This window comes from Kribbella antiqua (assembly GCF_004345665.1).
GTDB lineage: Bacteria > Actinomycetota > Actinomycetes > Propionibacteriales > Kribbellaceae > Kribbella > Kribbella antiqua.
This window is the reverse complement of sequence record NZ_SLWR01000007.1, coordinates 376881-399037: the sequence shown is the minus strand read 5'-3', so window position 1 is coordinate 399037 and position 22157 is coordinate 376881. Positions and strand designations below refer to the sequence as shown.

The 22157-nt window shown below is 67.9% G+C and carries 27 protein-coding genes; 7 read left to right on the top strand and 20 right to left on the bottom strand.

Features of this window, described 5'->3' with window-relative positions:
• Positions 1-3: 3 nt before the first annotated feature.
• On the bottom strand, positions 4-1161 hold the full coding sequence (locus EV646_RS22000) for an MFS transporter (RefSeq protein ID WP_277875125.1): 1158 nt from the start codon (positions 1159-1161) through the stop codon (positions 4-6).
• A 120-nt stretch (positions 1162-1281) separates the two neighbouring features.
• Positions 1282-1893: a DUF4865 family protein gene (locus EV646_RS21995; protein WP_241996238.1), complete on the bottom strand. Its 612-nt coding sequence runs from the start codon at positions 1891-1893 to the stop codon at positions 1282-1284.
• A 61-nt stretch (positions 1894-1954) separates the two neighbouring features.
• On the opposite strand from EV646_RS21995, the gene EV646_RS21990 reads away from it, so the two are divergent.
• Entirely contained in the window at positions 1955-2830 is an 876-nt protein-coding gene (locus tag EV646_RS21990) for a hypothetical protein (RefSeq protein ID WP_132151411.1), read from the top strand.
• On the opposite strand, the gene EV646_RS21985 is transcribed toward EV646_RS21990, so the two are convergent.
• Genes EV646_RS21985 through EV646_RS21975 form a run of 3 tightly spaced genes read right to left on the bottom strand, consistent with a single transcriptional unit; the run spans position 2817 to position 4549 of the window.
• Positions 2817-3212, bottom strand: a complete 396-nt coding sequence (locus tag EV646_RS21985; RefSeq protein WP_132151409.1) for a GNAT family N-acetyltransferase — start codon at positions 3210-3212, stop codon at positions 2817-2819. The genes EV646_RS21990 and EV646_RS21985 overlap by 14 nt on opposite strands.
• Entirely contained in the window at positions 3209-4189 is a 981-nt protein-coding gene (locus EV646_RS21980; RefSeq protein ID WP_199237113.1) for a pyridoxal-phosphate dependent enzyme, read from the bottom strand. Before EV646_RS21980 ends, EV646_RS21985 begins: the two co-directional genes overlap by 4 nt.
• A 3-nt stretch (positions 4190-4192) precedes the next feature.
• Complete coding sequence (locus EV646_RS21975; RefSeq protein ID WP_132151405.1) at positions 4193-4549, bottom strand: helix-turn-helix domain-containing protein; 357 nt, start codon at positions 4547-4549, stop codon at positions 4193-4195.
• 127 nt (positions 4550-4676) lie between these two features.
• Here EV646_RS21975 and EV646_RS21970 point away from each other — a divergent pair, with 127 nt between their 5' ends.
• Positions 4677-5252: a ClpP family protease gene (locus EV646_RS21970; protein ID WP_132151403.1), complete on the top strand. Its 576-nt coding sequence runs from the start codon at positions 4677-4679 to the stop codon at positions 5250-5252.
• A gap of 1 nt (position 5253) precedes the next feature.
• On the opposite strand, the gene EV646_RS21965 is transcribed toward EV646_RS21970, so the two are convergent.
• Positions 5254-6399, bottom strand: coding sequence for a trans-sulfuration enzyme family protein (locus tag EV646_RS21965; protein ID WP_132151401.1), 1146 nt, complete (start codon positions 6397-6399; stop codon positions 5254-5256).
• A 136-nt stretch (positions 6400-6535) separates the two neighbouring features.
• Between EV646_RS21965 and EV646_RS21960 the strand changes: the two genes are divergently transcribed.
• Positions 6536-7033, top strand: a complete 498-nt coding sequence (locus EV646_RS21960; RefSeq protein ID WP_132151399.1) for an Lrp/AsnC family transcriptional regulator — start codon at positions 6536-6538, stop codon at positions 7031-7033.
• Positions 7034-7194: 161 nt separating this feature from the next.
• Here the strand turns inward: EV646_RS21960 and EV646_RS21955 are convergent, their stop codons facing one another.
• The 3 genes from EV646_RS21955 to EV646_RS21945 form a co-directional block, all read right to left on the bottom strand.
• Positions 7195-8208: an LLM class flavin-dependent oxidoreductase gene (locus tag EV646_RS21955; RefSeq protein ID WP_241996236.1), complete on the bottom strand. Its 1014-nt coding sequence runs from the start codon at positions 8206-8208 to the stop codon at positions 7195-7197.
• A 170-nt stretch (positions 8209-8378) separates the two neighbouring features.
• Positions 8379-8906, bottom strand: coding sequence for an NADPH-dependent FMN reductase (locus EV646_RS21950; RefSeq protein WP_132151397.1), 528 nt, complete (start codon positions 8904-8906; stop codon positions 8379-8381).
• 45 nt (positions 8907-8951) lie between these two features.
• Positions 8952-10064, bottom strand: coding sequence for a M4 family metallopeptidase (locus tag EV646_RS21945; protein ID WP_132151395.1), 1113 nt, complete (start codon positions 10062-10064; stop codon positions 8952-8954).
• A gap of 158 nt (positions 10065-10222) precedes the next feature.
• Here EV646_RS21945 and EV646_RS21940 point away from each other — a divergent pair, with 158 nt between their 5' ends.
• Positions 10223-12463: a HelD family protein gene (locus EV646_RS21940; RefSeq protein WP_132151393.1), complete on the top strand. Its 2241-nt coding sequence runs from the start codon at positions 10223-10225 to the stop codon at positions 12461-12463.
• Here EV646_RS21940 and EV646_RS21935 read toward each other — a convergent pair.
• The 3 genes from EV646_RS21935 to EV646_RS21925 form a co-directional block, all read right to left on the bottom strand.
• Positions 12457-13029, bottom strand: coding sequence for a hypothetical protein (locus EV646_RS21935; RefSeq protein WP_132151391.1), 573 nt, complete (start codon positions 13027-13029; stop codon positions 12457-12459). The genes EV646_RS21940 and EV646_RS21935 overlap by 7 nt on opposite strands.
• The gene (locus EV646_RS21930) at positions 13026-14774 is read right to left on the bottom strand and encodes a histidinol-phosphatase (RefSeq protein WP_132151389.1); all 1749 of its coding nucleotides are present in this window, start codon (positions 14772-14774) and stop codon (positions 13026-13028) included. Before EV646_RS21930 ends, EV646_RS21935 begins: the two co-directional genes overlap by 4 nt.
• An 80-nt stretch (positions 14775-14854) precedes the next feature.
• Positions 14855-15100: a hypothetical protein gene (locus EV646_RS21925; protein WP_132151387.1), complete on the bottom strand. Its 246-nt coding sequence runs from the start codon at positions 15098-15100 to the stop codon at positions 14855-14857.
• Between EV646_RS21925 and EV646_RS21920 the strand changes: the two genes are divergently transcribed.
• A complete protein-coding gene (locus tag EV646_RS21920; protein ID WP_132151385.1) occupies positions 15059-15877 on the top strand; it encodes a M23 family metallopeptidase in 819 nt (272 codons plus the stop codon). The two genes, EV646_RS21925 and EV646_RS21920, sit on opposite strands and share 42 nt — an antisense overlap.
• Before the next feature lie 11 nt (positions 15878-15888).
• On the opposite strand, the gene EV646_RS21915 is transcribed toward EV646_RS21920, so the two are convergent.
• The 6 genes from EV646_RS21915 to EV646_RS21890 form a co-directional block, all read right to left on the bottom strand.
• Positions 15889-16299 (bottom strand): hypothetical protein, encoded by a 411-nt coding sequence (locus tag EV646_RS21915; protein WP_132151383.1) that lies wholly within the window; start codon positions 16297-16299, stop codon positions 15889-15891.
• Entirely contained in the window at positions 16296-16928 is a 633-nt protein-coding gene (locus EV646_RS21910) for a nucleotidyltransferase domain-containing protein (RefSeq protein ID WP_132151381.1), read from the bottom strand. The genes EV646_RS21915 and EV646_RS21910 overlap by 4 nt, the downstream gene beginning before the upstream one ends.
• 108 nt (positions 16929-17036) lie before the next feature.
• Entirely contained in the window at positions 17037-17486 is a 450-nt protein-coding gene (locus EV646_RS21905) for a YdeI/OmpD-associated family protein (protein WP_132151379.1), read from the bottom strand.
• A 64-nt stretch (positions 17487-17550) separates the two neighbouring features.
• Complete coding sequence (locus EV646_RS21900; protein WP_241996235.1) at positions 17551-17907, bottom strand: VOC family protein; 357 nt, start codon at positions 17905-17907, stop codon at positions 17551-17553.
• A gap of 307 nt (positions 17908-18214) precedes the next feature.
• A complete protein-coding gene (locus EV646_RS21895; RefSeq protein WP_012924486.1) occupies positions 18215-18445 on the bottom strand; it encodes a hypothetical protein in 231 nt (76 codons plus the stop codon).
• Between the two features lie 220 nt (positions 18446-18665).
• Positions 18666-19481, bottom strand: coding sequence for an SDR family NAD(P)-dependent oxidoreductase (locus EV646_RS21890; RefSeq protein WP_199237111.1), 816 nt, complete (start codon positions 19479-19481; stop codon positions 18666-18668).
• 58 nt (positions 19482-19539) lie between these two features.
• Between EV646_RS21890 and EV646_RS21885 the strand changes: the two genes are divergently transcribed.
• Complete coding sequence (locus EV646_RS21885) at positions 19540-20109, top strand: MarR family transcriptional regulator (protein WP_132151377.1); 570 nt, start codon at positions 19540-19542, stop codon at positions 20107-20109.
• A 104-nt stretch (positions 20110-20213) separates the two neighbouring features.
• The gene (locus EV646_RS21880; RefSeq protein WP_132151584.1) at positions 20214-20579 is read left to right on the top strand and encodes a VOC family protein; all 366 of its coding nucleotides are present in this window, start codon (positions 20214-20216) and stop codon (positions 20577-20579) included.
• A gap of 147 nt (positions 20580-20726) precedes the next feature.
• Here EV646_RS21880 and EV646_RS21875 read toward each other — a convergent pair whose 3' ends face one another.
• Together EV646_RS21875 and EV646_RS21870 are read right to left on the bottom strand one after the other, a co-directional pair.
• Positions 20727-21506 (bottom strand): DUF3152 domain-containing protein, encoded by a 780-nt coding sequence (locus tag EV646_RS21875; protein ID WP_241996234.1) that lies wholly within the window; start codon positions 21504-21506, stop codon positions 20727-20729.
• Positions 21507-21602: 96 nt separating this feature from the next.
• Positions 21603-22082 (bottom strand): GNAT family N-acetyltransferase, encoded by a 480-nt coding sequence (locus EV646_RS21870; RefSeq protein WP_132151375.1) that lies wholly within the window; start codon positions 22080-22082, stop codon positions 21603-21605.
• Positions 22083-22157: the final 75 nt, after the last annotated feature.

The following is a 22157-nucleotide window of genomic DNA, read 5'->3' as shown; positions in this document are numbered from 1 at the left end:
ACGCTATGTGTCAGTTACTTCGGCGGACGCCGAATTCTTCGCCGCCGGAAGCGAGAACGGTACGACGATCGCCGTCAGCACGACCGGGATCGTCAGAGCGGCGACGAGGATCGACATGCTGAACCAGAGTGAGCCCAGCGCGAATCCCGCGTAGACCGCGACCGCGAAGACTTCGGCGAAGAAGCCGGACACCGACGTCACGGTCGCTCGGGCCGGTCCGGTGATCGAGTCCTGCAGTCGCGCCTCCGCGACCACGATGACGAGCTGCATCACGCCGTACCCGATGGCGATCGGCGCGAAGCCCCACGCCGTTCCGCTCAGCGCACCCCAGGCGATCAATGCGGCCGTCGCTCCGAGGCCTACCGCAAATGTTGCTGCTGGCAACTTGTAGGCCGGTCCGGCGAGTGCGCCTCCAATCGCTTGGGCCGCAACGGTTCCAGCGATCAGCAGCGGCACCAAGGTGGTGGACGCGCCGGCATCTCTGGCGAGCAACGGGAAGTACTCGTCGAACGCCAGGAAGCCGCCGAGCAAGGCCACCAGCGCCACCGCTCTACGCACGCCACGGCTGGTCAATGCTTCTGTCACACCGGCCCGGAGCATCGACCAATAGCCGGTGAGCGCGGCTCTGGTTGACGTCGGTTGCGGTTCGTCCTCCTCTGCTTGTGCGGGCTCGACGGGTGGGGCTTCCGGGAACGTCAGCGCGACAGCGGCCTGGATCAGGCAGCTGAGGATGCTGACGATGCCCGCGAGCGTGTAGCCGCCGAGGTCGAACAGTGGCGCGGCCAAAGCGGTCGCGGCCAGGTTGGCGACCAGAGCGGCCGATCTGGCGCGGCCGAGCAGGCCGGCGTACTTGGCGGTGCTCCCGCGCGCGGCGAGTTCGTCGTACACGAAGGCTTCGAACGTGCCGGAGATCAGCGCGGACGCCGTACCCCAGAGAACGAAGCCGAGCGCGAAGCCGGCGAACGACGGCAGCGCGATCCAGGCGGCGTAGCCGAGACCGCTGATCAGGGCACCGAGGACCAGCAGCTTGCGCCGCGAGTACGTGTCGGCCCAGGCGCCGGACGGCACCTCGAGCACGAACGCGGTCGTCGACCAGATGACGAACAGCATCGAGATCTGGGCGGCCGACAACCCGTGGTCGGCGAACAGCAGCTGGTACAGCGGATACAGCGGGATGAAGTCCTGCAGCGCCTCGTACGCGACGATGCGCCAGGACAGATTTCGGTCAGGGCGTCAAAGGTGTGGGCTCGTGTACCTCATGTCTTGAAAGATACGGCGAAATCACCCCGCCAGCAGGTCTTTTATCCCAGGTGTGGACAAGTGCAGGACCTGGTAGCGCGTGCCCGGGGTGACCGGCGGTTCTGGAGTCGCCCAGAGCGTGAAGTGAACCAGCTCCCAGCGCGCCGGGTCGACGGCGATCGCCGTCGTATGCGCCGCCGGCTTGGTAGCGGTCTGGCGAAGAAGAGCCTCGACGGCTTCAGTGACCGGGTCGGCCGGATCGACGTCCGGCGGGATCTGCTGGGTGTGCTTGGTCGCGCTCAGCGCAGGCTGGTCCGCGGCAGGACCGGACAAGGCTTCGACTCCGGTCCAGTGGCGGACCGGCGGCCGGCCGAAGGAGCTGCAGATGGCGGTGAAGAATCCGCCACCCCAGAGGAAGCGACCCATCGCTGCCGGGTCGTTCCACAGGTAGAACGGCGCGTACTGGTTGACCATCGCGCCGTTCGCACGGTCCTGGATCAGGTACGCCTTCAGCCCGAGACCCTCGAAGTCGTCCAGCCGATGCCCGGTCGTCTCGACCCGGCGCCGGATGATCCCCATGTCGTAGTCGGTCGGCAACGAGATCTCGTACTGCATCGCGAACACGTCGTACCCCTCTCGATCGGTCCGGAACATACTAGTAGGTACAGAGCTAATTCGGGAGCGGATTCACCCGGGCATCCGGCAGGCTGGGGCGATGGGAGACGTGAACGAACGGGTCTGGGCCAAGCTGCCGGAGGGCAGCCGCGACGCGTTGATCGACGGATTGAGCCCGACGGATCTGCAGTCGGTGCTGCTGGACGTGAGCCGCGGCCGGGCCGCCAAGGTGACGCCGGCACGGCTGCTGCAGCGCTGGCAGCAGGATCGCTTCGTACGGCCGTCGACCACCGATCCACGGCAACTGGTGAAGACCCAGCAGCGGCTGTGGGACGCGTTGCCGGCGCAGTTCGAGGGCGTGGAGCTGTCTCCGGTGACGCCGCTCGGCACGTGTTCCGCGATCGCCACCATCAACCAGCACCAGGTGCTCAGCACAATGCGCACCACCGAAGTCGCCAGCGACCCCACCAACGAGCTCGCGATCGAGGCCGCCGTACGACGTCGTGCGGGGCAGGCGCGGGTCGACCTCGCCGCCTGCCAGCGCGTCGTACGGGCGCAGGCGGTGGAGGGGCCAGGGATGTTCGCGCATTTCCAGTTGTTCGCTCTCGTGTCGAGTGCGCGGGACGCCGGCTCCGGGCGGACCGAAGCCGAGCTGCTGCTCGATCACCTGCGCTACTGGTACGACGTACTCGGTGACGCGGCTGAGTTCACCTTCACCACCTTCAGCCCGTCCGCTGTGCGGGAGCTGATTGACGACACGGTCCGGCCGGCCTTGAAGGTCGGCTTCACCGAGGACACGGAGCGGACCAAGGGCGCGAACTACTACTCCGGTACGGCGATCGGCATCGGCCAAGGCGGCGCAGAACTGGGCGACGGAGGCTTCACACGATGGACCGCCGACCTACTCGGCGACGCCAAGGAGCGCTGTCTGATCTCCTGCATCTCGACCGAACGACTGACCGCTATCTCAACTTGAGCAACGCGGCGTCGGTCGGCCGGAAGCCGCAAGCGTCAACGTAGAAGGCGGTCAGGTGCGGCTCGTAATCCACATGCAACCACTCACACCCGGCCGCCTTCGCCTCCTCCGCCGCCGCAAGCACCAGCCGCTTCCCGATCCCCTTGCGGCCATGCTCAGGATGTACGGCGGTGTCCAGCACGAACGCATGGGCGCCGCCATCCCAGCACACCTGCACGAAGCCGATGAGCTGGTCGTTGCTAAAGGCACCTACCCACGTCAGCGCATGCCTGGCAAGCCGCGCGCCCCACGCCGTCACCTCGACCTCGCCCCCAAAGGCAAGCGCATGGAGAGTCGACAGCTCGCGGTCGTCCACCGCGAACTTCACGCGGATATCCGTCACGGGTGGGCTGCCTCCGTGCTGATGAGGATGATTGTGCTGTCGCGGCTGAGGTCAAGGCGGGCCGCTCGGAGACCGGCGAGAGTGGCGGCGCCGCTAGGCCCGGAGGAGATGCCAGCCGCTGCGAGGTCGGCTGCTGCCTGTAGGGCCGCGTCGTCTTCGACTGTCACGGCGTAGTCCAGGCCGGAGCGCAGTATTGGCCAGGCGAGAGTGGACGCCGTACCGCAGTTCAGGCCGGCCATCACGGTCTTGCCGGTGGGCACAGTGATCAGCTCACCGGCCAGAAGGCTCGTGGTGACGCAGGAGGCGCTGGCGGGCTCCACACCGAGCAGAGTGGGTGCAGCCGGACCACTGCGATAGTGCGTGACCGCAGCCTGAGCCACAGACCCCACCCCCATCGGTACAACGACCAGGTCAGGCTGTACGTCGATCTCCCGGAACAGAGTGGAGTAGCCGTCGACGATGTACTGCGGCACCACCTCGTAGCCAGGCCAAGCCGAGTCCTGGATCAGCAGCCGGTTGTCCACGGCGTACGACGCTGCCTCGGCGACTGCGGCGTCGTACGAGTCCGGGACGACTGTCACCGTCGCGCCCTCGGAGCGGATGGCGTCGATCGCCGCGTCACTCACGACGTCAGGGACGAACACGTGCGACGGCAGGCCGAGCATGGTGGCTCGGCGGGCGACCGCGCGGCCGTGGTTGCCGTCAGTCGCGGTGACGAGCTCCACGGGACCGGGGTGGTCCTGCAGCACGCGGTGGATCGCCCACCAGGCGCCCAGTGCCTTGAAAGCGGGCAGGCCGAGTCGCCGCGACTCGTCCTTGACCAGAACCTGACCGACGCCCAGCTCGGCCGCCAGGGCCGGCACAGGTGTCAGCGGGGTCGGGCGGTAGCCGGGCACGCTCTGGTGGAACGCCAGTACCTCGTCCGGGGCAGGCGTCGTACGCCAACCGCGTGCGGTCGGGTTCTCGTACCAGCGCACCAGCTAGGCGACCAGGGCGAACGCCTGAGCGGAGGCGGAGTAGGCGCTAGGCGAGGAGGTGATGCGCTGGGGAGCGGACTGCTCGACGCGGATCGCGGCGGTCTGGAGCCGGATCGGCAGCGTGGACCGGACCGCGGTGGTGAGGTCGAACTGCACCGCGGCCAGCAGGTCGGTCAGCTCCAGGTCCAGCGCGCGGCAGATCGCGGCGAGGATCTCCGAGGACGGCTCCTTGCGGCCGCGCTCGATCTCGGACAGGTAGGGCACCGACACCTGAGCCAGCTCGGCGAGCTCGCGCAGGGTGATCCCCCGCTCGCGCCGCAACCGGCGGAAGACGTTCCCGATCACCTGGCGTAGCAACACGTCTGGCCCTCCTCGCCTCCGGATGTCCTGTACCGAGTGTGCCATCCTCACCAGGTCTGCGGACGGCAGATCTGCCACGGGCAGATTCCTGAGCTTCAACAGGCAGTGTGCGCGCAGGCTGGACGACATGAGTGAGATGCCTTTCAGCAACCTCGACAGTCACATCTACCAGCGCCTGCTCTGGCAGCGCATCCTCGTGCTCGGCGACGAGATCAAGGACGAGAACGCCAACGCCCTGTGCGCGCAGCTGATCCTGCTGAACGCCGAGGACCCGAAGGCGGACATCTCGCTCTACATCAACTCCCCCGGCGGCTCGGTGTCGGCCGGGCTGGCGATCTACGACACGATGAATTTCATCAGCAACGACGTGGCGACGTACGCGATGGGGCTGGTCGCGTCGATGGGTCAGGTGCTGTTGACCTGCGGGACGCCGGGCAAGCGGTACGCGCTGCCGCATGCGCGGATCATGATGCACCAGCCGACGGGCGGGATGGGCGGTACGGCGTCCGACATCAAGGTGCAGGCGGAACAGGCGATCAAGGCGCGGGAGGATCTGGCTCGACTGATCTCGGAGCGCACCGGGCAACCACTGGATCGGATCGAAACCGACTTCGACCGGGACCGCTGGTTCACCCCGGACGCAGCCCGCGACTACGGCATCATCGACCGAGTTCTCACGCGGCCCACGCCGGTGCCCGCCTGATTCAGACCTGGGCGAGGGCTTGGGCCAGGTCGGCGGTCAAGTCCTCGGGGTCTTCCAGGCCGAGGCTGAGGCGGAGGAGGTTGGTTGGGGGTTTGGCTTCGGGGGTGACCAGGCGGTGGGTCAGGGCGGCGGGGTGCTGGATGAGGGTGTCCACGCCGCCAAGCGAGACCGCGTGGGTGATGAGCTGGAGGCTCGCGGCTACTCGGGCTGCGGCTTCGTAGCCGCCGGCGACCGTGAACGCGAGTACGGCGCCTGGGCCTGATTGTTGGCGTCCGATCAGCTCGTGCGGGCCTGGGTAGTAGACCTGCTCGACGGCGGGCTGGGCTGAGAGCCAGTCCGCCACCTTCATAGCGGTCGCCTGCTGCGCCCGTACTCGCACTGGCAACGTCTGCAGTCCCCGGTGCAGTTCGTACGCCGCCAGCGGGTGCAGCAGCCCACCGGTCACAGCCCGGATCTGGCGGAGCCGGGCAATCCACTCCACGCCGGCCGCGACGACGCCGCCCATGACGTCGCCGTGGCCGCCGAGGTACTTGGTTGCCGAGTGCATCACCAGGCTCGCTCCGTGCCGAGCCGGCTGCTGCAGGATCGGCGTCGCGAAGGTGTTATCCACAAGCACCGGGACATCACCCGCCTGCCGCGCCACCGCCGCGATGTCCACCAGCTCCACCGTCGGGTTCGCCGGCGTCTCCACAATCACGAATCCGGTGTCGGTCCGGATCTCCGCCGCGACATCGCTCGGCCGGGCCCAGCTGACCGTCGTACCCAGGAGGCCTGTGGACAACAGGTGGTCCGAGCCGCCGTAGATCGGTCGTACGGCGACCACGTGCGGACGGCCGGCGGCGACGGTGGCGAGCAGGCAGGCGGTGAGCGCGGCCATGCCGGAGCCGAACGCGACGGCGCCGTCGGTGTGCTCCAGCTCCGCGAGCGCGGTCTCGAAGCGGGCGACCGTCGGGTTCCACAGGCGCTGGTAGACGAGGCTGCCGCCGTCCGGGCCGTTGCCTTGGGCGAGTTCGTCGTACGACGTTCCGCCGCGACCGACGTCGGGCAGCGGATAGGTGGTGGACAGGTCGATCGGCGGGACGTGAACGCCGAGCGCGGTCAGGTCGTCGCGACCGGCGTGCACGGACCGGGTGTCGAGCTGGAACATGGCCTGCCTCCTCGGGGGGTGACTCGGCGACGAGGATGGAATCTTCTGCAGATTGATGGCAATGGTTCCGAAGAAAATTCATCCACAGGGTCATGCACACGCTGTAGATTCTGTGGATGAGCTCTACAGTGGTGCCATGCCGAAGGATCGTCGGAGCCCTGGACCGGCTCCGCGGCCGGTTCCGGGCGGGCTCGACGAGGTCGATCGGGAGCTGGTCCGGCTGCTGACCGCCGACGGGCGGATGCCGAACAACGCCCTCGCCGAGGCGACCGGGATCGCGCCGTCGACCTGCCTGACGCGCGTACGGTCACTGCGAGAGCGTGGGGTGATCCGCGGGTTTCACGCGGAGGTGGATCTGGCGGCCCTGGGCCAGCCGATCCAGGCCCTGGTCGCGGTGCGCATCGGGGCGCACTCGCGCGACGAGATCAACCGCTTCCGGACGAAGGCGCCGGAGCTACCGGGAGTCCTGTCGCTCTTCCATGTCAGCGGTGCGAACGACTACCTGCTGCATGTGTCAGCGCCGTCGCCTGACGCGCTGCGTGAGTTCGTGCTCGATCATCTGACGGCCGATCCGGCGGTTGTGCACGCCGAGACGAGCCTGATCTTCGAGCACGTCCGGGGTGCTGGGGTCTAGGTCCCGTCTGGTAATCCAGCGCCGTAGCGAGCAGGTGCTCGGTGCGGTGCATCGGCGTGCTGGAGCGCAGGTCTCGATGCGGAGCATCGTGGCCTGTGCGCCAGTGCGGCGAGGTGCCGTGCCGAGTGCCGCGCAGTAGGCGATGGATTGCCAGACAGGGCCTAGCGCAGGCCCCAGGCCTTCGCGAGCAGCTCGAAGGACTGCCGGCGTTCGGCCGGGTTGTGGATATTCGTGGTGATGATGAGTTCGTCGGCGTCCGCGGACTTGGCGCGGCGGGACAGGTCCGTGGCGACTTGGTCAGGGGTGCCGACGGAGACCAGGCCGGACCATTCCTCGACGGCGGCACGCTCCGCGTCGCTCCACGGGTAGGCGGCAGCCTCCTCGGGCGACGGGAGTGGGCCGGGCCGGCCGGAGCGGAGGCGGAGCATGGAGAGTGCGTTCGCCTGGGCGAGTTGCTGAGCGCGTTCCTCGGTGTCGGCGACGATCGCGGCCAGGGCGAGGATGACGTGCGGCTCCGACTGGTGATCCGAGGGCTGAAAGTTCTCCCGGTACGACGCGATCACCTCGGCCGGATCCAAGGTGCCGAAGTGGCCGGCGTAGGCGAAGCCCGTGCCCAGCGCGGCGGCCGCCTGACCGCCGTACGTGCTGGATCCTAGGATCCACACCGGCGGCAGCGGTACGTCGTCCGGTTGGGCGGAGATCGGGGCGAACGGGTGGCCGGCCGGGAAGCCCTCGGCGTACGCGCGCAGTTCGGCGTACTGCTCGGGGAAGTCGTCGGCACCGAGTGTCTCGCGGCTGCGGCGGAGGGCGAGCGCGGTGCGCTGGTCGGTGCCGGGGGCGCGGCCGATGCCGAGGTCGATGCGGCCGGGATGCAGGCCGGCCAGGACGCGGAAGGTCTCGGCGACCTTGAGCGGTGAGTGGTTCGGCAGCATGATGCCGCCGGAGCCGACGCGGATGCTCGAGGTGGCCGCGGCGACGGCCGCGATCATCACCTCGGGACTGCTGCTGACCACGCTCGGGATGTTGTGATGCTCAGCCAGCCAGTAGCGGTGGTAGCCGGCGGCCTCCGCGGTGCGGGCCAGCTCGAGCGTCTCGTGCAGCGCCTGCGACGGACGTGATCCCGTCGGCACCGGCGAAAGGTCGAGCACGGACAGGGGCATCGGTTCGGCGCTCACTTGAATCCCCAACCGCCACTCGCCCCCACCTATTCCGAAGCCCGCCGACCCCATTTGATTGGTTCACCCACGAGATGGTGGGTTCCCCAACCGCATACGGGCTGCGAACCCACAATTTGATGGGTGAACCCATCAAAGGTCGGCACGTGGGCCGGGGCGGCGGGGTGGGGTTAGGCGGGGTAGGGCGATTGGGTGCGGGCGTCGCGGAGGGGGCGGGACCACCAGGCGAGTTGGGCGAGGAGGGCGGAGGCGGCGGCTGGGGTGGTGGGGTCGGTGGGCTCGCCGGCGGCCGTGAAGTCGGCCTCGTGGAAGCCGAGGGTGTCGCGGATCGTGACTGCGTGCAGCTCGGCGAAGACCAGCCGGAGCTGCTCGGCCGCGCGCAGTCCACCGGACCGGCCGCCGTAGACGACGAACGCGACCGGCTTCCCATACCAGGGCCGTCGTACGGCGTCGATCGCTGTCTTCAGGTCGCCCGGATAGGCGTGGTTGTACTCCGCTGTGACGATCACCACGGCGTCGGCTTCGTCGATCCGGGCCGGCAGCTCAGCCAGCGGTACGGCGCTGAGGTCGATCAGGTCGAGCTTGAAGTCGTCGGATCGCTCGGCCTCGCGGGCGAACCAGCGCGTGACCAGCGTGCCGAACCGCCCGGCGTCGACGTTGCGCGTGAGCAGCGCGAGCCGGAGCGGATGAACAGTCACCGGCGTGACGCTAGTACCTCAACAACGCTTGAGGTCAAATGCATCTCAGCCCTCGGGTGCGGCAGGTGGTAGCGATGGCGGTGTGCTCGGTTCGAGTTCTGTCTGGGCGGCACGCATGAGGTCTTCCGACGAGGCCGCCCCGGTCAGAACGCCGACGGTTTGCCAGGCCTTGGTGACTGCGGTCAGTTGGGGTGAGCCGTCGCCGAAGAGGTTGCGGGCGCAGGCCTGGGTCGCCTCGGCGAAGTCGGTGAAGGTCGCGGTTTCCGCGAGGGCGCCGGAGGTGAGGGTGGCGTACCAGATCTTGCCGGGGTCGTCGTACGCGTTGCCGCCGAGCTCCGCTGCGACCAGGTAGAACGCGCGGTTGGGGATGCCCGAGTTGATGTGCACGCCGCCGTTGTCGTCCTCGGTCTCGACGTAGCCCGACATGCGCGAGGGCTGCGGATCCTTGCCGAGCCGTGGATCGTCGTACGCCGTCCCCGGTTCCTTCATCGAGCGGAGAGCCACGCCCTGGACGCTGTCGGTGAAGAGGCCGGCGCCGATCAGCCAGTCGGCAGCCTCGGTGCTCTGACCGAGCTGATGCTGCTTGGCGAGCGAGCCGAAGACGTCGGAGATGCTCTCGTTCAGCGCACCCGATTGGCCTTCGTACGAGAGCTTCGCCGTGTACTGGGTGACGCCGTGGGTCAGCTCGTGTCCGGTCACATCGATCGAGCCGGTGAAGCCCCGGAAGATCTCGCCGTCACCGTCGCCGAAGACCATCTGCGCGCCGTCCCAGAAGGCGTTCGCGTACCCGCGGTCGTAGTGCACCGACGACGTCAGCACCAGCCCTTGACCGTCGATCGAGTCGCGGCCGAAGCACTCGCTGAACATGGTCCAGGTCGCGCCGGTCCCGTCGTACGCCTGATTCACCGCCTCGTCCTCGACCGGGTCCGCGCCCTCGGCCCGGGCCGGTCGACCTGGAAGCGTGGTCTCGTTCTCGGCGTCGTAGACGGCTCGCTGCAGACCACCGGCAGCAGCCGTGGCAGTCCCGGCCGCGGGACGGGTTCGCAGTACGGCGTCGTGCTGCAGCGACTGGCGATAGCGGGCACGGAGGTTGGGGTCGTCCACGGCTCGCTCGAGCTGCTCGAGCAGGTACGGCGGGACGATGTAGTGGCGAGCCATGCGGCAGATCCTGCCCGTTCGGGCAGTCCACATAACAGAGGCGCTACAGAAAATGTGCGGGAGAAGATAAACTCAAGGATTTGTGGCTGCTACCAGAGAAATTCCACAAATGATTCTCTGGGAACCAACGGCGCATAGTTTATCACAAGGGGTTGGAATTGCCGAATCCGGTCCAGGCTGAACAGGTTCACCTGACGACGTTCTACGCCGCGCTCGACGCCGAGCGCGAGCGCACCGAGGCCCGCAAGCGCGACGAACAGCTCGTCGGTACCCGCAACGCCCAGGCCCTGCACCAGCGCGACGGCCGGATCCGCGACCTCAACGTGCGGCTGGCCCGGCTCAACTCGGCGGAGGAAGGGCTGTACTTCGGCCGGCTGGACGACGTCGACGGCGAGGTCCTGCACATCGGCCGCCTCGGCCTGCACGACGACGACTACGAACCCCTGCTGGTCGACTGGCGTGCACCCGCGGCCCGCCCGTTCTACATCGCGACCGCGGTGGCGAACGAGGGCGTCGTACGACGGCGGCACATCCAGACCCGGCTGCGGAAGGTGGTGGACGTCCAGGACGAGCAGCTCGACCTCGAGCACGACGCCGCCGACGCGTCCAAACCCGGCACCGGGGTGATGGGCGAGGCGGTGCTGCTGAAGGCACTGGAGGCCCGCCGGACCGGCCGGATGGAGTCGATCGTCCAGACGATCCAGGCCGACCAGGACCGGATCATCCGCTCGGAGCTGCCCGGGATCCTCGTCGTCCAAGGCGGTCCCGGGACCGGCAAGACCGCTATCGCCCTGCATCGCGCCGCCTATTTGCTTTATACGCACCGTGAGCAACTGGAAAAGCGCGGAATTCTCGTGGTCGGGCCGAATGCGGCGTTCCTGCGGTTCATCGGCCAGGTGTTGCCGTCGCTCGGCGAGGACGGCGTACGCCTGGTCACGGTCGCCGAGCTGTATCCAGGGCTGACCGCGACCCGGCCCGAGGACGCCGAGAGCGCCGAGGTCAAGGGCCGCGCGGTGATGGCGGACGTGATCGCCAAGGCGGTTGCCGACCGGCAGTGGGTCCCGAGCCGGCCGATCCGGGTGACCGTCGACCGGACCGAGCTCCGGCTCGACCCGTCAGTGTGCGAAGAGGTACGGCGGCGAGCGCGCGCCCGCAACCTGAGCCACAACCAGGCCCGGCCGCTCTTCCTGACCGAGATCATCGATCACCTGACGAACCAGTACGCCGAGCTGATCGGCACCGACCCCCTCGACGGCGAGATGATCCTCGACGAGTACGACCTTGCCGAACTGCGCAAAGAGGTCGTCGCCGAGCCGGCGGTCCAAGCATTGCTCGACCAGCTCTGGCCGATGCTCAGCCCGCAGAGACTGCTCGAGGACTTGTACGGCGATGAGGACCGGCTGGCTCTGGCCGCACCGCAGTTGAGCGTGCTGGATCGTGAACACCTGCTGCGATACGGCGACGATTGGAGCCCGTCCGACGTACCGCTGCTCGATGAGGCGGCTGAGTTGCTCGGCGATGACGGACGCGAGGCGGCCCGGGAGAAGGCGGCGCGAGCGCGCGCAATCGCTTATGCACAAGGCTCTTTGGATGTGCTGTCCGGCTCGGGATCGACCGACTTCGACGAGGACGACGAGTCGGAAGTCCTTACTGCCAAGGACATTCTCGACGCCGAGGCACTGGCCGAACGGTACGAGGCTGAGGACGACCGTACGCTCGCCGATCGCGCTGCGGCGGATCGGCGCTGGACCTACGGGCACGTGATCGTGGACGAGGCGCAGGAGCTGACCCCGATGGCGTGGCGTGCGATCGCGCGGCGGTGCCCCTTGCGCTCGATGACCGTCGTCGGCGATGTCGCCCAGACCGGTGCGATCGGCGGCGGCACCAGCTGGTCGGCCGCGCTGGGCGAGACGTTCGGGGACCGCTGGCGACTGGCCGAGCTGACGTTGAACTACCGCACCCCCGCCGAGGTGATGGAACTCGCCGGCGACGTCCTCCGTGAGGTCGACCCCTCGATCCCCGCGCCACGTTCGGTCCGGTCGACCGGCATAAAGCCTTGGTACGCCGATGTACCGGCCCCCGAGCAGGCCTTGTACGTCCACAAGATTGCCGGGGACGAGACCCAGCATGGTCAGGTCGGGGTCATCACATCGCGGCGCCGACTCGAGCTGGTCCAAGAGGCGGTCGCGGATCTCGCCGACGTCACCGTGCTCACCGCACGCAACGCAAAAGGGCTCGAGTTCGACTCGGTCCTCGTCGTCGATGCCGACGGCATCATGATCGAGTCCCCGCGCGGCCTCCGCGATCTGTACGTCGCCCTGACCCGATGCACTCAGCGACTCGGCGTCATCGGCACTCTCCCCGACGTACTGCGCTCCTCAACCGCCTGGAGTCAATGATCCGCGCAGCACTTTTGCTGGTGTTGGAGTTCGAAGGGGATGAGGAGGTTGCCGGCGGCCGGCTGGAGTTGGAGGACCAGGCGGCTGTCACGGCGGATCGGGCGGAGGAAGTCGCGGGTGTCGACCAGGGTGTCGTCGGTGATGGGCACGCCGCCGACGGCTTCGAGGTGGTCGATGCCGCAGCGGATCCGGAGCTCTTTGGCGAGGAGGATGCCGCGGGCTTGTTCGTGTCCAGGCCAGCGGACGACGCGTCCCGCCGTACCCAGGGCTGCTTCGACGGCGGCGACGTACGCACCACGGACGAGGTGACTGGGGCCGGCGAGCTCCGGCTCGGACGCTTGAGGGCGGGTGATCGCCAGGCCGACGTGGTGCTGGTTGAAGCGGTGGCGAATGTCGTCAGCCAGGTCCGCGGCGCTCATGATCGAGACGGCGACGTGCGGGAGGTCGCCGCCTGACACCATGTGGGTGCAGGCGACGACAGGCTGGTCCATAGCGTCCAGCAGCTCGTACAGCAGGTGGTCGGCCTCGGCCGTGTCCCGGCTGTCCGCGTCGATGGCGACGATCACTTGGGCAGCACCCAGATCGGGTTGGTGTAGAACCACAGGTCGACCCACGGGTCCGCGTCGCCGACCACGTCGAGCTTCGGGCCGGCCGGATCGACCGCCGCGCCGAGGTAGCCGGGCTGGCTGCGGTTCCCGTCGGTGCCGCGAACGCGCACGTAGAACGGCTCCTCCGCGTTGCCCAGCGGGTAGACCAGCTCGAACGTGCCGCGCCGGCCGGACGTGTCCCACTGCCGGACGACCTTGGTGTTCGGCGTGGTGAAGGTGTCGCGGTCGGTGACCAGGCCGTTGACCGAGCCCTGGATCACGTCGACGCGGTTGAGACTCGGGACGAAGTTCGCCCAGTTCGGCAGTGTTTGCGCGGTGATCCGTACGACGAGCTCCACCGGGCGGCCCTTGCGCGTGACCAGCGCGCCGCCGAGCGGTTCGCCGTACCGTTTGCCGACTTCGCGGACCTCGACGTCGACGCCCTTGACCAGCGCGCCGTGGTCGACCCAGACACGGCCGTTGCGCAGACCCTCCATCACCGCGAGGTAGTCGCGGCGATCGGCGCCGACGTGGGTGCGGCTGTAGAAGCCGGGCCAGAAGTCGCTCGCGGTGGAGTTGACCGCGTTGCTGTACACCGGGTCCATGTAGCGGCCGTCGCGGTCGAACTGCGCCTGGCTCGAACCGTCGGGGCGACGGGCGGTCTCGTTCCAGTTCTGGTGTGAGTCGGAGTTGGCGCTGATCCACCACGGCTTGCCTTCGGCGAGCAGGCTGCCCCACAAACCGCCGACGGTCGCGGTCATCCAGTCGAAGCCACCCCAGGTGCGGTAGCTCTCGGCCGGGTAGCCGGGGAAGGAGTTCGCGTTCGGCGAGTTGCCGTAGAGACCGCGGGCGCTCGCCGCCCCGTACGGCAGACCCGCGGCCTGGTGACCGGGCGCACCCTCGAAGCCGACGGCGATCCGCGGGTCGGCGTCGCGCCAGTTGCGGATCTCGTGCGGGCTGTCGATGCCGTTGCGAGCCGGGTGGTTGGCGAGGAAAAGGGCGTCCGCGACCCGGCGCTGGTCCACCTGTTGACCGAGCCACTGGATGCCGGACACCGCGAGCGCTTCGTTGGTGGGGGTGTTCGCCCCGGCGCCCTTCACGCTGCCGTCGTACTCGTTCTCGAACTGCTTGAGTACGTCGACCTCGCGGCTGCCGGGCGCGACGAAGATCGTGCCGTGTTCGGCGGCCGGAATGTTCCACTCCAGGCCCTGGAAGATCAGCGTGTTCTTGAGCTCGGAGCGGGCCGCCTTGATCTGCGGGTTGACCAGGTCGACGCCGATCCGGGCGTGCGTCGCGCCGCCGTGGTCGGTGATGACGAGCCAGTCGAGCCCGTACGCCGCCGCGTGCCGGGCCTGATCGATCACCCGGTACAGACCGTCGGAGCTCAGCTGGGTGTGGATGTGGTGGTCGCCGGCCAGCCAGACGTTCGGGCGGTTGCCTGGCTGGAAAACCCAGCCGTAGTCGTTGGCCGCGGCGACCTGGGCTCCGGTGATGCCGAGGGCCGCCGTACCGCCGAGGATGCCGGCTGAGCGGAGGAGAGCGCGGCGGGAGACCTCGGTCGGCGAGAGGTCGCTGTCCGGCACCGACTCGTCGAGCGCGGCCAGCGTCGCCGCGTCGAGCTCGGTATTCGGGTGGTGGTGGTCGTGACCGTGCTCGTGGGTGTGACCGTGCCCGTGCCCGTGTCCATGCCCGTGGCTGTGCGGGTGGTCGTGCGTGTGACCCATCGGGGTGTCCTCTCGGATGGCGGAATCCGGCGAGATCATCACCTTTTCCCATGACCGGAAGGTGTTCCCCCGGTGAACGCTCAGCCCGCCCAGGGATCGGTGAACTCCCCACGAGCGATCGCCGCCAGCGACGCCCCGTCGTTCCGGTAGCGCAACGGAATCACCGACAACGGCAACGCCTCACCGGTCAGCCGTGACCGCGCCGCCACCGGCCGAAGCGCCGTACGCGGACCAGGCCCCCGCTCCATCCACTCCGCCAACGTCGGCCACAAATCCCCGAACGGATGCCGAATCAGTACCTCGACGTCCTCCGGGCGGATCTCCATCCCGCCACTAGACATCACAGAGCGACGAAGCTTCAATGCCACGTGGGCAATCTCGTGTCGGCCGCGGCGGTGGTGACTGGGATCGGTCTGCTCGCGCTGTCCACAGCCTGCACGTCGAACCCACCGGCTGGGGATGTCGCTCGTACGCCGACAACCAGCGCCACGACCACACCCCCGGTGACGAGCACCGCCACTAGATCCCGCCCGCAGCCGTCGCCATCGTTGCCGTCGGCTTCGTTGCCGTCGGCAAAGACTGTCTATGTGTTTCCGATCGCGGGCTGCAAGGCGTCTGCGTCGCAGAGTCATCATGACTATCCAGCCTCGGACATTTTTGCCCCAGTCGGGTGTGAGTTCGTTTCACCGGTGGACGGTCGGGTCGACGAGGTGACGACGGTGGATCGTTGGAACCCGAAGACCAACATCGGGCGGGATCGCGGCGGTCTGGCCGTCTCGGTGGTCGGCGTCGACGGCGTCCGGTACTACGGCTCACACCTCTCCGCGATCACCACCGGCATCAAGCCCGGCCTACAGGTCCGTGCCGGTCAGCGCCTCGGCTTGACCGGCAACACCGGTAGCGCCCGCGTCACTCCACCCCACCTGCACTTCGGCATCAGCTGGCCCACCCCCGCCAACCACTGGTGGATCCGCCGCGGCACCGTCCCACCCCAACCCTTCCTCACCGCCTGGCGCAACGGCCGCCAACTCTCCCCCGCCCCCACAGTCCTCAAAACCAAACGCACCTACGGCCCCGACACCACCTGCCGCTCCTACTGCTAGCCAAGTGGCGCTCAACTCCTGAAGACGGCTTCGGCACCGTCCACCAGCAGTTGTGCTTGCTTGACCGCCGCTTTGGCCTTCTGCGAACCGACGAACACCATGCCGTAGTGTGCGCCGTCCTTGATGTCGAGCAGCCGGTCCAGCGCCCGAGCCATCGCGCCGCCATGACCCGCGATCGTTCGGACGAGATCGACTGCCTGGCGGTGGTCCTTGCCACGGGGCCGCTCTCCCAGCGCGATACAGCACCCGGCGTCGGCTGCGGCAATTCCTGCAAGCGAAGCGGCCACGCCGGGATGTGCGAGGTCGTCCTCCTCGCTGTCGATGAGCTCAGCCACCTCGAGAAAGGCCCTGGCCTGGGTCAGGCGAACGCGCGCCTGCTCGCGACCGCACTGCTGGGTTCGGCCGGATGCTTTCGGAGTCATCGCCCGTCCCGTTGCGACGTACGGATGTGACGAAAGTCGACCCCGGCAACGGTGATCGCGTCGCGGTGCCATTCTGCGACGATCGGCTCGTCGGCGGCGAGATGCTCATCGAGTTGCGAGAGGCTGAGCTCGTACATCTGAGCGCGATTCCCGGTCCAGCGGTACACCTGCTGGGCGAGGTCGTCCACCTGGTCGGCCCACTCCGCTGGTGGTAAATCCGGGTAGTTCTCGTGGATCAGCAAGATGTCAATGTCGCTATCCAGACCACCCTCGCCGCGAGCCGCCGAGCCGAACAGGCTCGCGTGCACTGGCGGGGTCGGCCAGTCTGCGATGGCGTCGTGGATTCTGTCGATCAGACGTTGCCGCAGGTTGATCAACTGCTCGATCGTGGCGGCCGCGATGTGCTGCCTGTTGAGGAGATAAAGGGTGCTCGCACCTGCCTGGGAGGCTCCGACCAGGCCGGTCTCCGTCAGCCGCAGAAGGACCTTTCGCACGCCGGATTCACTGCCGGCACCTGCCAGCTGCTGAATCCTGCGGCCCGTCAGTGGCTCCGTGGTCCGGGCGAGCACGGTCAGCACGGGGCCGTCGAGCGACGGAACCACCGTGCTGATCGGGTGAGACAAGTCCACGCCGCAATCCTTACTATAGTCTCTATATCAGCACTATAGTATCAGAATCATCACTTTAGTCGTGATCGCCTGAGCGCTTGGACATCCTCGAGCATGGCGTTGGATGGCTCAGCGGGCTCGGCCTTCTGCGAGCAGGGTGATGGACTTTTCGAGGCGGCGGGTGCGGGTTTCGGGGGTTTTGGCGGAGGTGGCTTGGGTTACGTGCCATTGCTGGTTGCTGTAGCTGAGGGTGTCCCAGAAAGCCTTGGCCTTCGGGTTGGCGGCCAGGGCGGCGGCGAAGTCGTCGGGGACCTCGACCTCGCGGGGTGCGGTGTCGAGGTCCACGTCGACGTCGAGGACGTCGCCGGCTGAGATACCCGCGGCGGTACGGCGTTCCGCGCTGACGCCGAGCAGGTAGCGACCGCCCATCCGGGCGATCGAAGTGCGGAAGGTGAAGCCGTTGACGGTCACGCTGACCTTCGGGTGCGCACCGCCGCCGAGGCCTTCGACGACCTCTTCGGGTACCTCGAAGCCGGCTGTCGTCTTGCCGGTGGACTCGAGTTCGGCGTTGAACCTCATCACACACTCCCCTCCGCGCGACTGCGCTGCACGATGTCTCGGACCGTAGCCCGCCGAGGGTCCATCAGAGGTTGGCGTAGTACTCCGGCTTCATCTGGATGAGCTGGACGTAGTTGCCGTCTGGGTCGATCAGGGTGGCGAAGTGGCCGATGCCGCGGTCTTCGGGGTGGACCAGCCAGGTGACGTCGAGGGTGCGGAGGTGGGCGGCGGCTGTCTCGATGTCGTCGACGGCGAAGTTGATGATGAAGCGTCCGGGTTCGACGGTTTTGGTGGCTACGTCGTCGCGGTGTTCGATGACCAGGCCGAAGCCGCCGAGGTCGAGGTTGCCGTAGCCGTCGACTTTGGCGTGGAAGCCTTCGCGGTACCAGGCCTTCAAGCGGTCGGGGTCGGTGCTGCCGAGCAACATGCTGTTCAGAATCACGAGCTTCTCCAACGTCTCGGGGACCTAACGCCTGGTACGTCGGAACTCGCCGGCGCCGCTCGACATCGCCGTACAAAGAAAAACGCCCGCACCGGGACCTTGGGGAATCGCCGGTGCGGACGGGGTCTTTTCTGTTGTCAGGCGCATTCAGGGGAGAAATGGGCGGCAGGCGAGGGGCAGAGCGCCCGCGCTCGCCTGCCGCCGATTGGCCGGTACCTTTGGTGATCGAGGTGAGGTTCTCGACCTGCCGCGTTCCGGGTGGGTTGTCTGGTGAGATACGGAACGCGAAAAGGTACCGGGTGTCTTCTCAGCGGGGTGCTACGTCCCACATGCGCTCGCCGGGCAGGGGGTCGGGGAGCCGATCGACGGCCGGCATCGGGTCGTTGGTGACCCGCAGACCGGCGAACCGGCGGCTCATGGCGTGTGCGTACCGCTCGGCCAACGCCGGCTCGGCGTTGTAGTCGGCGATCACGTGCTCACCGAACCAGACTCGGACGCGCCGGCGCTCAGACGTCTGGGTGGCGGTGGCGGTTGTCACTGTTCCTCCTGGCTGTTCTTTCGAGAGGTGGCCGGCCTGGAAACGCGGAGCGAGCGCGGTGCCGGTGCGCCGTGTGTTCACCGTCACGTCAGATCCAACGGAGGACGGAGACCCTAGGTCACGCCCCGATTCCGATTTGTCCGGGTCGCGGGAAACTTTCTCGAGAACAACCAGGCTCGAATTCTTCGAGCCTTTGTTCGATTACCAATCCGGCCGGGGTTCAGCTGAATGGACCGCGCACCGAAACGCCGCCGTCCAGGACCAGCTGCTGGCCGGTCATGTAGGCGGACTCGTCCGAGGCGAGATAGACGACCGCGGCCGCCACCTCCTCGGATCTGCCGAGCCGGCCGACCGGCACCTCGTCGACCCAGGAGCCGTCGCCGGCCGCATTCGCCACCGCCGTCGCGACCGCACCGGCCGCCGCGACGTTCATCCGGATCCCGTCAGCCGCATACTCGGCCGACACCGTCCGGGCCAGGCTGAGCAGGCCTGCCTTCATCACCCCGTACGCCGCCTGCTGGGGCGCGGCCATGAAGCCGGTGACCGAGCCGACGCTGACGATCGTGCCGCCACTGCCCTGCTCCAGGAAGACCCGCAAGGCCGCTCGTACGGCGCGAGCGACGTACCGAAGGTTGACCTCGTAGATGGTGTCCCAGTCCCTGTCGGCCATCTCGTGGAGCTTGACCGCGGGCACGAACGCGACCTGCCCGCCGACCACGGTGACAAGGACGTCGAGACCGCCGAGCTTCTCCACCGCCCCGGCGACCATCGCCTCGATGTCGGTGAGAGACCGGACGTCGCCGGCCACGCCGTACGCCGTGAAACCCTGCTCCCGCAGCGCATCGGCCGCCTCCGAGGCACGGTCGGCGTCGATGTCCGCCACCACCACCGCAGCACCTTCAGCTCCGAACGCGTTGGTGACAGCCCGCCCGATCCCGGCGCCACCTCCACCGATCACCAGCGCACGTTTCCCGCTCAGCCGCATGAGCGCGAGCGTATCAGCGGCGACCGAAGCCTTGTTCGAATACCGATTCATAGCGTTCTCTCAGGAAAGACACGCCGGGCTGTCGGCGGGACTCCGTACGCTGGATCGCGTGACCATCGAAGACGCTGGAACGAAGGCCCTGGCGGTGCCCGAACGGGTGGCTGACGGGGTCGTGCAACCGCAACCCACTGGTCTCGCAGCAGTTCAGACCGAGCAGCTGATCAGCGATGTCGGTGACGCCCTCCGCCTGCTCGATGCGGTCGAGCGAGTCCGCGGCCACGCTCACCCGTTGATCCTCGGCCTGCAGGACGCGGTCGGGATGAAGATGCCGGCCGCGCTGGTGCTGAGCGCGATCGCGAACGGATGCAACACCATCGACGCCGTTGCCGAACAGGTCGGTACGACGTCCGGCGAAGCCGAGCTCGCCATCGCCGAACTCGAGGCGCTCGGCATGGTCCGGACCGACCCGCGGCTCGTCGTCAGCTCGCTCGGCCACGCCCGGCTCTCCCAGCTCGACGGCCTGACGGTCCGCGTCCTCGACGTCGTCACCGGCATCCTCGGCCCAGCCGACGCCGCGCACCTCGTCCGCCTTCTTCACACCGTCGCCGACGGCCTGGAGTCCGCGGCCGTCTCCGCCTCGGTCGCCCAGGTCGTCCCGCAAGCAGCCCTGCACAACTGATAGACCGAGCCGCCGCGCGGGTGCAGCATGTCGAGAGAGGCACCTGTGGCCTCGACGTACCAAGAAAGGCGCCTGTCCAGGGGCGCTGGGAGGAGAGGTGCGTGATGTTGCAGGACGCGAAGGCATTCAGCAGTTTCTCGGCGAATGACATCGGGGCGGCGAAGGAGTTCTACGCCGGCAAGCTCGGGCTCGAGGTGACGGAGCGGAACGGGATGCTCGGGCTGCACACCGGCGGCAGCGAAGTCATGGTCTACCCGAAGGACAACCACGTCCCGGCCGAGCACACCGTGCTGAACTTCCAGGTCGACGACATCGACAAGACCGTCACGGAGCTGACCGAGCGCGGCATCACCTTCGAGCGGTACGGCGACAAGCACGACGATCTCGGGATCCTCCGCGAAAGCGAGGGCCCCGCGATCGCCTGGTTCAAGGACCCGGCGGGAAACACCTTGGCGATCATTCAGGAGTAGCTCGTGGCTGGTGATCCAGCGCCGTAGCGAGCAGGTGCTCGGTGCGGTGCATCGGCGTGCTGGAGCGCAGGTCTCGATGCGGAGCATCGTGGCCTGTGCGCCAGTGCGGCGAGGTGCCGTGCCGAGTGCCGCGCAGTAGGCGGGGGATCACCAGCCACGACCTTTAGGTACGGCGTCGTTGTATTGACCCAAGCGGCCCTGGTAGCGGATGCCGTTGAAGTACGGCCATGAGTACGGCGTGCAGCCGTGTAAGCCGAGGGTCTGCTGCTGCATGACCGGCGCCGGCCGGCCGGGTCCCGGGCACAGCTCGTGGCCGCGGCCAAGCCGGTGGCCGGTCTCGTGGTTGATCATGTACTGCCGATACGCGGTCAGCGGAGCGCCGTAGTTCGGCACACCGTGCACCCAGCGGGCGACATTGAGGACGACGCGATCGCCGATCCGGCAGCTGGTGTAGCGGTCGTAGCCGCCACCGCACAGGATGTCGCGCGTCGCCGGAGTCACCAGCATCAGCGTGAAGTCAGCGGCCTGGCCCGGGCCGACCTGCCGGAACCGCCAGAGCCCATGAGAGGCCCAGCCCTGCGGTGCGCCGTACGTCGCCCGCACGAACTGCACCAGCGCGTTCCGGTCGACTCCGTTGATCCCACCCTCGATCGCGATCTGGAACGTCATCAGCCGTCCACCCTTGCCGATGATCCTCGGGTCACCGGGCAGAACGCCGTACGAGACCGTGCCTTGGGCGGGGTAGGTGATGCGCACCGGCGCACGTTTCGGAGGCGGAACTGGGCGCTCTGAAGGTACGACGGCCGGTCCGGATGTCGTGGCCTGTACGGCCGGGCGTTCGGCGTAGCCGCGGCGGGCCAACGGGCTGGCCGGCAGTTGGTACAGCGCGCAGATCGCGACGACCACCGCGACCGCCAACCCGGTCATCCGGGCAACACTCCTACGGCGCATCTAGCTGAGCTCCTCACAGCACCCAGGCGGGCGTTCTCACTTCGTTCTTGCCTGTGTGCCCAAAAACCCTTCTCAACCTACGCGGGTCACCCGCAGGCGCAAGCTCGGGTAGTGGCTGTCCACGAAGCCGAACGCACGGTACAGGTCGATGCCGTCGTTCGTCGCGTGCAGCTCGACCTGACCGACGGCGGTCTCGTCGCGGAACCAGTCGAGCAGCGCGGCCACGCATGCCCGGGCCAGACCGCGGCGGCGGAAGGCGGGCTCGGTGCTGACGTTGTAGAGGTGACCGCGGAGGGTGCTGAGGTCCTTCGGGCCCGGCGCGTGCGCATAGACGTTGCCCGCCGCGCCCGCGACCACGCCGACGGCCGGGTCGTCGACGACGTACGCCGCGAAGGTGTCCGGCGACGCCAACTGCTCGGTGAACCACCTGAGGGCGACGTCCCGCCAAGGTCCGCTGACGTCCACACCCATTGCCGCCAGCATCAATCCTCTGAGCCGGACGAGTGCCTCGGCGTCGTCCGGCTTCGCCCGCCGTACCTGAAAATCGCTCACCGGACCATGATCTCAGCCGAACTTTTTGTCCACTGATGGAATCTCAGTGACAGGACGCGCACCGGGGACGCGTCC